The organism is Syntrophales bacterium, from assembly GCA_023228425.1.
Lineage (GTDB): Bacteria > Desulfobacterota > Syntrophia > Syntrophales > UBA2210 > MLS-D.
This window is the reverse complement of sequence record JALOBE010000032.1, coordinates 1-11,027: the sequence shown is the minus strand read 5'-3', so window position 1 is coordinate 11,027 and position 11,027 is coordinate 1. Positions and strand designations below refer to the sequence as shown.

Sequence of the window (11,027 nt, the reverse complement as noted above, 5' to 3'; positions counted from 1 at the left end):
TATTTGTGCTTGAGCGAGGTGATGATCAGACCGCCCATCACCAGGCAACCCAGCTGGAAGTAGGGAAAGGTCCCGCCCGCAGCCGCCGTCGCCACATACTCCGCGTAGGCGAAAGATGTCGTAACCAGAACTACAAAAGCCGTCATAATTATTGTCTGTGCCATGCGTTTCATTGTCCCGTCCTCCTTGTGTCCGGTTGTCTGTGTATCCTTTCACCTTACTCTAATGAAAAAACCGTGCCAAAAGGACCAGAAAACAAGAAAAAGCTCGCTAAATAACGGATATAACTGACCTATAAGAAAGTGACCGGAACGGACAAAGGGGCACAACAGGACAAAAAAAGACGGCCGCTTTTAACAAAGCGTTACGAGCGTTGAACGGAATATGCAATTGTCAGGGCGGGTGCAATGTTTCGGCAGAACCGGGATAAGGCGGACTGTTTCAGAACAGCGCCGCTATGTAGAAAAACAGTACGGCCAGCGTAAAGGCTACCCGTATGACCGTCCCCACCATGAAACCTATAAACACCCCCAGGCCGGCGCGAAGAGCTTCGTGGCCGCTCTTTTTCGTCACCAGCTCTCCCGTCACGGCTCCCAGCAGGGCACCGATGAATATACCCACCGGAGGCATGATCAGGAATCCCGCCACGATCCCAACAAGTGCTCCGGCCACACCGAATTTTGACGCCCCATAGCGTCGAGCCCCCTCAATGGGAAGAATGTAATCCATGACAATGATAAGAAGGGCCAGGACGCCTGCAGCAATCAGAAATTCCGTGCTGAAGGGTTCCCAGTTCCTCGCGAAGGACAGCAGGAGCAGTGCGGCGAAACTCAGCGACGGACCCGGAATAACGGGGATAACGCTTCCCGCAACGGCCAGAACGGCCGCGATCAATCCGGCCACGATAAGGACTGCTGTCATGGGCCACCGGCTCCCTGGATCATCAACGCCTCAGCGGAAAGACCCGGCAAAGGGATCCGCTGGATGATCACAATAGTAACACAGAAACCACGGGCCCGCCACAGCCGGGCGGCGGCGCACGTTGACATCGCGATGCCACTACCCTATACTTCAATCTCCTTTTACATCACCCGTTAGGTAAACAGAAGGAGGGGGAATGCGACACGAAAGCACTCTGCGCCCACTGTTCAAGCCACGGAGCATAGCCATGATAGGGGCGTCGGCAAGCCCCGGCAAACTCGGTCATGACATTCTTTTCAATCTGATCAATGCCGGATTTCAAGGACCTATTTACCCCGTCAACCCCAAGGCCGACACTATCCTCGGATTACAGGTGTACAAGGATATCGCCTCGCTTCCGGAACCGGCGGACCTGGCGGTTATCGTCATTCCCTCGGCCATGGTCGCCGGGGCACTTGACGCCTGCGGTACGAGGGGCGTCAAGGCGACGGTCGTCGTGACGGGCGGTTTTGCCGAAGCGGGACCGGAAGGCGAAAGGCTCCAGGAAGAACTGATCCGGGTGGCCGGTCTTCATAATCTCCGTGTCGTTGGACCCAACTGTCAGGGGATCAACAATCCCCACCACGGCCTGTGCGCTTCCTGGCCCCTGATCGCCACTCGGGGAAGGATCGCCTTTGTATCCCAGAGCGGCACCGTCGGAGCGGCCCTTATCGACTGGGCAAGCCAGGACCACCTCGGCTTCAGTGTTTTTGTCAGCCTGGGAAACCGTGCCGATGTGGACGAATCAGACTGCATCAGCTACCTGAACAACGATCCGGACACAAAGGTGATCGCCCTGTATCTCGAAGGCGTCAAACGGCCGGCTCATTTCATCAAAGCTCTGGACGATGCCGCCAAACCGGTGGTGATCCTGAAGGCGGGACGAACGGATCGGGGACGTATCGCGGCGGAAAGCCACACAAAGTCCCTTGCGGGCGATGACGCCATATATGATGCAATCTTCGAACGGTTCAATGTTCACCGGGCCGACACGCTCGAGGAACTCTATGATTTTTCAAAGGCCCTTGCCTACATGGATAAACCTCCGGGACGGCGGCTTCTCCATATTTCAAGCTCCGGCGGGGCTGCCATTCTGGCAATCGACGAGGCTGAAAAACTTGGTTTTGAAAATCCCGAACCTTCACAATCTCTTCAAAAGCGGCTCCGAAGCTTTCTTCCCGCTCACTGCGGTGTCAACAACCCCATCGACCTCACGGGCGACGCCATTGCCGACCCGAGCCTCTATTCGAAGGTCATCGAAGCCGCAAGGGGAGAGTATGACACGAGTGTCGTCATCTTCGGCGACCCTGTCAGGGGCGCTTCAGACATCGTCACCGGCATCGACCAGGTGATCGTCTACTGCGGGGGTGCCGACGTGGAGCGTGAAGAAACCAGGCTCCTTCACCAGAAGGGTATCCCCGTCTATCCCACGCCGGAACGGGGCGTTCGGGCCCTCTACCAACTCGTGCGCTTCGACAGCCCCCGGAAGACGAAAAAGCCCGTCCGTCCACAGACCTACGACAGCAGACTCAGGCTGATACCGGCGGACAAGGCGGCAGCTCTCCTGAAACACTACGGAATCGATGCCGTCGATGCCCGGCCGGCAGCCACTGCAGCGGCGGCTGCGGCTCTGGCAAAAAAGATCCGTCGGCCCGTGGCCATGAAGATAGACTCACCCGATGTTTCTCACAAAACCGATGTGGGCGGTGTTCGTCTGGATCTTTCGGGACCGGCGGCGGTACAAAACGCCTTTGACGAGATGATCCGGACCGTTGGGAAGAACCTGCCCGCCGCCCGGATCGACGGCGTCACCCTGTCACCCATGGCCGAGCCCGGCGGACTGGAAGTTATCCTGGGCGTCACAAGAGATCCCCAGTACGGACCGGCTCTCATGTTCGGCCTGGGCGGCATTTTCACGGAGATTTACCGGGATGTCGGATTCTGCCTGCTGCCGGCCGGGGTTGCCGATTTCAAAAAGTTGATCCATGGTATTCGAGGGTACCCCCTGATCGCCGGCGTTCGAGGTCAGAAACCGAAGGATGAAAAGACCCTCATCACCGTTATGAAAGCGCTATCGAAGCTTGTCAAGGATCACCCCGAAATCGACCAGATCGACCTGAACCCGATCCTGGTCTATGAAAAGGGCATTGCGGTCGTAGATTATCGCATCTACAGGCGGTAGCCGGAGCGCCGTCCCGGGGACCGGGAGTGAAAATATCCATGGCCGGCCGGACCAAAAGTCAGCTGCCCGACCCACCCTCCTTGGAATGCCTGGAATCATCCACCGGAGCTTTTCCCCTGTACTGGGGGCAAAGTTCCGACGAACCGGCAGCGTACTTCCGGCAGGCGGCCGGCCTCGTGTCATAAATCGCACAGCCGAATTGTTCTGCGTCAAAGTCGAAGAAGGGACAGCCCCGGCGAGGCTTGCCTGAATCGGCCGACACCAGCCGGTCACCCTGCCAGAAGGTGCTCTCCCCAGTGAGGATATGCAGAATATCCCGTCGCTGCTCTCTTTTCCACCGTTGTATGTCGTCATCAGTTACATAGGCCCTGAAGTCGGCCAGACAGCAGCGTCCGCAGCGCTGACATTCTATAGTTTCGGAGTTATCCATAGTGCATTCGTACACAATTAAAAACATCCGATGGAGGGCGTCTTCGTGCAAAGCGCCCCGGTCCGCCGGAGGCGGGCCTGCATCATACAACTAACGTGCCGTAAGCAGGCATCGTTGAGTATGGGCGCGCCGACAATGCCGGAGGTCATACCTCGGGTGACCCTTTTATGAAGACCTCATCTGTAATTGGGTACAATATCTCCTTCTTCATGTCCTGTCAAAGAAGAAGCACATTCCAGGCTTGCTGAGTTCGTGAAAAGGTCGAACAAACGTCCGCTTCGGGACAGTTTTGTAAAACGGTCTGCTTGACCTCGTCCGCAAATCATTATACTAACCAGTTAGTTTAACCGGATGGATGGAAAACCTGTGATCGATCATCCTCACCCCCAGAGCAAGGACAGTGCAACCACGGCCGGGATTCCGACCGCCGCTCGGGACGTTTTCTCCAAAAGCGGGTTCGACGCAACCGGCAGGGTTGATGAAATCGCCCGGCGCGCCGGCGTCAACAAAGCCACTCTCCGCTACCATATCGGTAACAAGGAAAAACTGTACGAGACGGTGATTTTCGGCGTCATAAACCGGGTAATCGATACCACCACGCGCGATATCCAAAAAGCCCCTACCCCGGAAGCAAAGCTCAGAACCTACATCAAAACCATGGTGTGACGGAGCTCATTATCGGGGCGCTGAAAGCGGGAAACACAGAAAACAGGAAGTAACACGAGGACAGGGCCGTGAAATTACGCTTTTTCATCGTTGTCTTTCTTCTGCTGCTGGTCGTCACGGCTCTGCTGGTTTACCGTGGTCAGCAGAAGAGCCACCAGACCGAATTGTCCTATTCCGGAACCATTGAGGCCACCCGGGCTAACCTGGCGTTCCAGGTATCGGGACGGGTGACTTCCGTACCGGCGGAAGAGGGAACCTTCGTAAAACGGGGAGAGCTGCTGGCAGTACTCGACGCCGAGGAATTTAAGAGCCGCCTCGAACAGGCGGAAGCGAATCTTGAACGGGCCATGCGCAACCGCGATCAGATCGAGATCACTCTGGACCTTTATCAGCGCACCCTGCCCGAGGACATCACCCGGGCGGAGGCAAACCACCGAGGCCGGCGGGAGGTTGCCGCCGAGGCGGAAAAAGACTACCGTCGTTTCGAACGGCTCTTCAGGGAAGATGTGGTGACAGAGAAACAGCTTGACGCGGCGCGCGTTCATTTCGAGACGGCTCGTGCCCGCCTGGACGAAGGAGACGCGGCACTTCGGCAGGCCCGGGAAAACCTGAAAAAGATCGAGGCCGCCCGTAAGGACCTGGCCGCCGCCCAGGCCCAGATCACGGCATCAAGGGCCATGCTCCAGCAGTCGGCTATTCAGCTTCGCTACACTGAACTGCGGGCTCCCTTCGATGGAATAATCACGAGCCGGAACATAGAACCCGGCGAAATGGCCACGCCCGGGCGAGAGGTTATCAGCCTGGCCGACCTGTCCAGAGTGGACCTGAAGATATTCGTCGATGCCACGGAGATCGGCATGGTGCGTCCCGGCCGGGATGTTGAGGTCCGGGTTGATTCATTCCCTGGGAGGACTTTTGCGGGAACGGTGTCCTTTATCTCGTCCGAAAGTGAGTTTACCCCCAAAATCATCCAGACCAGAAAGGAACGGGTAAAGCTGGTCTATCTCGTCAAGGTGAACATCCCCAATCCGGAGCTGGCGCTGAAACCGGGCATGCCTGCCGACGCCCGGCTGAAATGAGGCCATCCATGGACCCTGCTTACATCGACGTTGACGCCGTCTCCATGCGCTTCGGGACACGTGAGGCTGTCCGGGAAGTCAGTCTGTCCGTGCCGCGGGGAACCATTTTCGGTCTCGTCGGCTCCGACGGAGCCGGCAAATCAACCCTGCTCAGGATGGTCGCAACCATGATCCGGCCAGTCTCGGGAAGCATCACCCTGGACGGCATCGACGCAATCCGGGAGAAAAACCGGATTAAGCCCCTGATCGGCTACATGCCTCAACGCTTCGGCCTGTATCCCGACCTGACGGTGGAAGAAAACCTGGACTTTTTCATGCAGATTTTCGGCATTCCCCGCCGGGAATGGAAAGAACGGAAGGAACGCTACCTGGGCTTCTCGAACCTCCTGCCCTTCCTGGATCGACAGACGGGCAGATTGTCCGGCGGCATGAAGCAGAAGCTCGGCCTTGCCTGCGTTCTCGTCCACGAACCCCAGGCCCTGATCCTTGACGAACCTACGAACGGAGTCGACCCCGTTTCACGCCGGGAATTCTGGGAAATCCTGGACCGGATGCGAGACGGCGGCATGACCATTCTCGTTTCGACGGCCTATCTGGACGAGGGCGAATGGTGTGACCGGCTTGGATTGATGCACCGCGCGCAATTGCTTGCGGTAGAAACACCGGACGCCCTCCGCGGTGATCACCCCGACCTGGAGGAAGCTATCATCACCCGTATCCAGGCGGTGGACCGGGAGCTTGCCGATGACGCCTTCAAACACTGACGTTATCACTGTCCGCGACCTGGTAAAGCGCTTCGGCGATTTCACCGCCGTCGACCGGATCAGTTTCACAGTTAAAAAGGGCGAAGTCCTGGGATTTCTCGGCTCCAACGGGTCGGGCAAGTCGACGACAATCCGGATGCTCTGCGGCATCATTACGCCCTCCTCTGGGCAGGGACACGTAGCCGGACATGATATTTTTACAGAACCCGAAGAAATCAAACAGTCCATCGGCTACATGTCACAGAAATTCTCCCTCTACGAAGACCTGACACCCAGCGAAAATATCCGCTTCTATCTCGGTGTCTACAGTGTGCCGAAGAGTCGGTGGCAGGAACGGATGGGCTGGGTCCTCGAGACGACCCGGCTGACGGATGTGCGGGACCGCCTGACGAAGGATCTCCCGCCCGGCCTGCGCCAGCGCCTGGCGCTGGGTTGCGCCCTTCTCCACCAGCCTGAAATCCTCTTTCTCGACGAGCCGACGTCCGGTGTCGATCCTGTGACACGCCGTCATTTCTGGACGTTCATAGGTGAGCTGGCCGCGGAAGGGATAACTCTCTTTGTCACCACCCACTACATGGACGAAGCGATGAACTGCGAACGGCTCATCATGATCGACAGCGGCCGCATTGTTGCCCGGGGCAGCCCCGCCGAGGTCATCGCCGCCGCCTGCCCCGGACGTCCCGAGGCCGACCTGAACGATGCCTTCATCGAGATCATGGCCCGCGGGGAAACACCATCGCGCGAGGGAATCCGACAGTGAAGGCGCGAAATATCCATGCCGTGGCGCGCAAGGAAATGTACCACCTCGTCAGGGATTTACAGAGCCTTATCCTCGCCTTCGCCATCCCGCTGATTCTGATTCTTCTCTTCGGCTACGCCCTCTCCCTCGACGTGGATAACATCGAAACCGTCGTCGTGGATCAGGATCGAACCGATTTGAGCCGTGACATTATCCGTCGCCTTGACGCGTCACCCTATTTCCATGTGGGCTCTTACCTGGACGATCCCCGGGCCGTCGATTCCGTGCTGGATCATGGCCGGGCAACCCTGGCCGTCATCATTCCGCCAGGCTGGACACGGGCCATCCGTTCCGACCGCGAGGGATCCCTCCAGATCATCCTTGACGGCAGCGATCCAAACTTCGCCGGCATCGCCCGGGGCTATGTCAACGCTTTCATGGAGCGTGAAAACCTTGCTTTTCTTATGCATTTCCTCAACCGGCAGGGGCTGGACGAAACCGCCTTCCGTCCCCCCGTTGAAGCTCGTGTACGCGTGTGGTTCAACGAAGATCTTGAAAGCCGAAACTTCATCATCCCGGGAATCATCGCCATTATTATCATGATCGCCGGTGCCATGCTGACGTCGCTTGTCATTGCCCGGGAATACGAAAACGCGACGATGGAAACAATCAAGTCACTGCCGTTGACGGCCGGTGAATTTCTCACGGGCAAGGCCATTCCCTATTTCGGAATCGGCCTCGTCGATGTCCTGGTCGCCATCCTCATGGGACAGGTTCTGTTCGGAATCGTCATGAAGGCGAGCTTCTGGCTCATGGTTCTCGCATCGTCACTCTATCTGGGTGTGGCGCTTGCGCTGGGCCTCTTGATTTCAATCGTGACAAAGTCCCAACTCGTGGCAAACCAGGGCGCGATCCTGATCACCTATCTGCCGTCGCTGCTTCTCTCGGACTTCGTCTTCCCCGTGATCAACATGCCCACCTCTCTTCAGGTGTTGACCCGCATCGTTCCGGCCACCTATTACATTGACATTCTGAGCGGTATTTACATGAAAAATCTCGGCTTTTTACATATGTGGCCGAGCTTCGCCGTCCTGGCGGTCATGCTGGCCCTGCTGGCCGCGGCATCCTTGGCGGGACTGAAGCGGGAGGGCATGTAACACCATGAAATGGCTGCGCGTCAAGGAACTCATCCGCAAGGAATTCATCACGCTCTTCAGGGACAGGCGAAACCGTCCCATACTCATTGCCGCTCCCATCATACAGATACTTGTTTTCGGGTACGTCGTAAATTACGACATCAACCTGATCCGCGTGGCCGTCCTGGATCAGGCAAGGACCCATGAAAGCCGGATGCTCATGGACACGCTGACGGGGGGAGGAATCTTCCGCATCGACAGAATCGCCGAAAATTCCCGCGAACTGGAGGCACTGCTCCTGAATGGAGCGGTTGAAATTGCCGTCACGATGGGGCCTGATCTGTCTCAGACCATCAGGCGGGGCGAAACGGCGACGGTGCAGATTCTGGCCGACGGCAGTATGAGCAACATGGCATCGGTGAGAATCTCATACACGGTCATGGCCCTTGACCGAATGAACCGGCTGCTCCTTCGCGAGCTGCATCCCCAGCCCATGGACTACGGACGAATCGATGCCCGGATACGAACCTGGTACAATCCCAATCTCGACAGCAGACACTTTTTCGTTCCCGGCATCGTGGCCTTCGTTATCATGCTCATTTCGGTGATTCTCACCTCCATAGCCATCATCAGGGAGAAGGAACAGGGCACCATGGAGCAGCTCATCGTCACCCCTCTGAGACCCGTGGAACTCATCGCAGGCAAGACGATCCCCTATATCCTCATCTCCTTTGCCCAGATGATCGTCGTAACATCCTTTGCCGTGTACTGGTTCCAGATCCCCTTTGCCGGGAGCCCGGCTCTCCTGGCCTTTGCCGCATCCCTGTTTCTCATGAGCAGCCTCGGCGCGGGCATCTTCATTTCCACCGTCTCCGCTACACAGCAGCAGGCCATGATGACGACCTTTTTCTTTATGCTTCCCGCCTTCATGCTCTCGGGTTTCGTCTTTCCCATCGCCAATATGCCCGAGCCCGTCCAGTGGCTCACGTACCTGAACCCGCTCCGGTATTTTCTCGTGATCATCCGCGGGGTTTTCCTCAAGGGAGTCGGCATGGCCGTACTCTGGCCTCAATTTGCGGCCCTGGCGGTCCTGGGCGCGATCCTCTTCGCCGGCGCCGTCGGCCGGTTCCAAAAAAAGCTGGATTGATTAAAAAAACGGAGTGGGTTGCTATTGACGAAGGTCATGCATACTATACCACTATAATGCGAAGGTACGAAACCGGTCCGGGAGGCTTAAGACGCCGCGGAAAGAGCAGGTGGGCCGATCCCGGGGACAGTTTCGACCACTTGAGGACGCATCCAAAGGAGTGTCACCATGCCGATTTTTGAATATGAATGCGTAAGCTGCAAACACCGCTTCGAGCACCTGGTGTTTTCAGGTGATGAGGAACGCCAACCTGCCTGTCGGAAGTGCGGCGGTACGGACGTCGTCAAGCTGATGAGCTGCACCAACACCCTGGGCGGGGACAAGACCACTCTGTGCTCGCCCGGATCGTCCCGGTTCACCTGAGCTAACTGACAGCGGGCGGCGGTCTGCCGCCCACACTTTTTCCTGTCAGCGCCCGGCGTTTCAGGGCAATTTCTTTATGAACAGTCGTCTTTGATGATCTCGAATACAGTCGAAAAACGTCCGATACAGATCGACAGCGTGTTGAGGGGAGATGCGCGGGCTGTGGAAATCAAGCGATTCCACATCCCCCCGTACCCTGTACAATCTTTCATGGGGCAGGTGAGCGGCCGATAGCCGACTTTCTGCGCATCGGCCGAACACCCGAAGGGTAGCTATATCCGCCTGCTCACTGTTTCAACTCATCCAGCATTTCCGGTGACGGATTGTTGGGAATGGCGGCGATAATCTTTCCGTCATACTCAAAAATTTCTTTGTCTTCGGCCGTAATCTCGCCGATGACCGCCACGTTCTCCGTCACGACCCGCACGGCCCTGACTACTTCATCGGCTGCTTCCGGCGCCACCTGAACAACGTAGCGGGCCTGGGTTTCACAAATCAGTATCTCTTCGGGAGTTATGTCCGCCACTGATACGGGCACCCTGGAAAGATCGACCCGGGCACCCAGGGAACCGTACCGCGCCGATTCACAGACGGCGGCGCCAAGTCCGGCGGCGCCAAGGTCTGAACAGGCATTGATTTTCCCCGTCGCAAAGGCCGCCAGGGCACCTTCCATGGCCTTTTTTTCCTCTTTAACCAGGGCAAGGGCAGGCCTCATTTCCTTTACCAATCCCGCCCGGTATAGGGTGTCGTTTCCGTCATTTCCGGAAATACCGATAAGAATAAGTTTGTCCCCGGGGTTCTTGGCAGGCTTGGTAAGGGGCTTTTCAGTGACCAGCCTCCCTATCACGGCACACACAACGGCGGGCACGATATCGGAGAATGATGTAGACAGCCCTCCTCCCACAACAAAAACGTCCATATGGACGCACATGTCCTTGATGCCCTTGATCATCAGGTTGAGTCTCTCCCGGCTGGTCATCACCTTACAGGTACCGCAGTCGCATCGGCCGGAAAAACCGCAGGGACCCACGATCACTTCCTGATCGAGGGGTCGTGTACCGATGAAGTCCAGGAGAAAGACGGGCCTCCCCCCCATGGCGACCACATCGCGCATCGCCCCGCCGGCACCGGTTGCCGCGGCGTCGTAAGGCCTGGGTACGCAGGGCGAACAATGGCTTTCCATCTTGCCCACTACAAATCCGTTCATGCCGGGAAGCTGAAATACCGCCGCGTCATCGTTGGCTTCCGGTCCTATGAGCAAAGCCCCGGGCCATACTTTTGCCACCTGTTGGTTCAACTCCTGGAATCCCTTGAAATCAATTACCTTGTCGATGTTGTGATGCAGGTGAACGAACAACCCGTGCATTAGCGCTTTCTCAATCCTGTTCATGCCGTCTCCTTTTTTACGGTATAGGTGTATTCAGTATGCCTGGATACCCCGGATACAGGGTATAGGCATTTCTTTTAACCCAGATTTTCCATTAGCAGATTTTGGTCATAATAGATAGCGTTAGTCGCTTTTAGTTGTGAGATTATCCTGAGTATGTTCTAATGGAAACCA

Annotated in this window: 11 protein-coding genes; 8 read left to right on the top strand and 3 right to left on the bottom strand. The window is 57.0% G+C overall.

Annotated features, from left to right (window positions below):
* Positions 1 to 441: 441 nt before the first annotated feature.
* Positions 442 to 921, bottom strand: a complete 480-nt coding sequence (locus M0Q23_09885) for a DUF456 domain-containing protein (protein MCK9528923.1) — start codon at positions 919 to 921, stop codon at positions 442 to 444.
* Positions 922 to 1,117: 196 nt separating this feature from the next.
* Between M0Q23_09885 and M0Q23_09880 the strand changes: the two genes are divergently transcribed.
* Positions 1,118 to 3,142 carry an acetate--CoA ligase family protein gene (locus M0Q23_09880; GenBank protein ID MCK9528922.1) on the top strand — a complete coding sequence of 675 codons (2,025 nt, stop codon included), beginning with the start codon at positions 1,118 to 1,120 and terminating at the stop codon, positions 3,140 to 3,142.
* A 58-nt stretch (positions 3,143 to 3,200) separates the two neighbouring features.
* Here the strand turns inward: M0Q23_09880 and M0Q23_09875 are convergent, their stop codons facing one another.
* Positions 3,201 to 3,572 (bottom strand): YkgJ family cysteine cluster protein, encoded by a 372-nt coding sequence (locus M0Q23_09875; protein ID MCK9528921.1) that lies wholly within the window; start codon positions 3,570 to 3,572, stop codon positions 3,201 to 3,203.
* Between the two features lie 366 nt (positions 3,573 to 3,938).
* On the opposite strand from M0Q23_09875, the gene M0Q23_09870 reads away from it, so the two are divergent.
* From M0Q23_09870 to M0Q23_09840, 7 genes are all read left to right on the top strand, one after another.
* A complete protein-coding gene (locus M0Q23_09870; protein ID MCK9528920.1) occupies positions 3,939 to 4,238 on the top strand; it encodes a TetR/AcrR family transcriptional regulator in 300 nt (99 codons plus the stop codon).
* Between the two features lie 68 nt (positions 4,239 to 4,306).
* Positions 4,307 to 5,317, top strand: a complete 1,011-nt coding sequence (locus tag M0Q23_09865; protein MCK9528919.1) for an efflux RND transporter periplasmic adaptor subunit — start codon at positions 4,307 to 4,309, stop codon at positions 5,315 to 5,317.
* A gap of 8 nt (positions 5,318 to 5,325) precedes the next feature.
* On the top strand, positions 5,326 to 6,081 hold the full coding sequence (locus tag M0Q23_09860) for an ABC transporter ATP-binding protein (GenBank protein MCK9528918.1): 756 nt from the start codon (positions 5,326 to 5,328) through the stop codon (positions 6,079 to 6,081).
* Positions 6,062 to 6,841, top strand: a complete 780-nt coding sequence (locus M0Q23_09855) for an ABC transporter ATP-binding protein (GenBank protein ID MCK9528917.1) — start codon at positions 6,062 to 6,064, stop codon at positions 6,839 to 6,841. Before M0Q23_09860 ends, M0Q23_09855 begins: the two co-directional genes overlap by 20 nt.
* A complete protein-coding gene (locus tag M0Q23_09850) occupies positions 6,838 to 7,977 on the top strand; it encodes an ABC transporter permease (GenBank protein ID MCK9528916.1) in 1,140 nt (379 codons plus the stop codon). Before M0Q23_09855 ends, M0Q23_09850 begins: the two co-directional genes overlap by 4 nt.
* A gap of 4 nt (positions 7,978 to 7,981) precedes the next feature.
* Positions 7,982 to 9,103, top strand: a complete 1,122-nt coding sequence (locus M0Q23_09845; GenBank protein MCK9528915.1) for an ABC transporter permease — start codon at positions 7,982 to 7,984, stop codon at positions 9,101 to 9,103.
* Between the two features lie 168 nt (positions 9,104 to 9,271).
* Positions 9,272 to 9,466 carry a zinc ribbon domain-containing protein gene (locus M0Q23_09840; protein ID MCK9528914.1) on the top strand — a complete coding sequence of 65 codons (195 nt, stop codon included), beginning with the start codon at positions 9,272 to 9,274 and terminating at the stop codon, positions 9,464 to 9,466.
* Between the two features lie 286 nt (positions 9,467 to 9,752).
* Here M0Q23_09840 and M0Q23_09835 read toward each other — a convergent pair whose 3' ends face one another.
* The gene (locus M0Q23_09835; protein ID MCK9528913.1) at positions 9,753 to 10,856 is read right to left on the bottom strand and encodes an AIR synthase-related protein; all 1,104 of its coding nucleotides are present in this window, start codon (positions 10,854 to 10,856) and stop codon (positions 9,753 to 9,755) included.
* Between the last annotated feature and the right edge of the window lie 171 nt (positions 10,857 to 11,027).

What these genes read in the sequence shown, in the direction of transcription:
- M0Q23_09885 (MCK9528923.1), bottom strand. Translation starts at nt 921, where the DNA reads ATGACAGCAGTCCTTATCGTGGCCGGATTGATCGCGGCCGTTCTGGCC.
- M0Q23_09880 (MCK9528922.1), top strand. Translation starts at nt 1,118, where the DNA reads ATGCGACACGAAAGCACTCTGCGCCCACTGTTCAAGCCACGGAGCATA.
- M0Q23_09875 (MCK9528921.1), bottom strand. Translation starts at nt 3,572, where the DNA reads ATGGATAACTCCGAAACTATAGAATGTCAGCGCTGCGGACGCTGCTGT.
- M0Q23_09860 (MCK9528918.1), top strand. Translation starts at nt 5,326, where the DNA reads ATGGACCCTGCTTACATCGACGTTGACGCCGTCTCCATGCGCTTCGGG.
- M0Q23_09855 (MCK9528917.1), top strand. Translation starts at nt 6,062, where the DNA reads ATGACGCCTTCAAACACTGACGTTATCACTGTCCGCGACCTGGTAAAG.
- M0Q23_09845 (MCK9528915.1), top strand. Translation starts at nt 7,982, where the DNA reads ATGAAATGGCTGCGCGTCAAGGAACTCATCCGCAAGGAATTCATCACG.
- M0Q23_09840 (MCK9528914.1), top strand. Translation starts at nt 9,272, where the DNA reads ATGCCGATTTTTGAATATGAATGCGTAAGCTGCAAACACCGCTTCGAG.
- M0Q23_09835 (MCK9528913.1), bottom strand. Translation starts at nt 10,856, where the DNA reads ATGAACAGGATTGAGAAAGCGCTAATGCACGGGTTGTTCGTTCACCTG.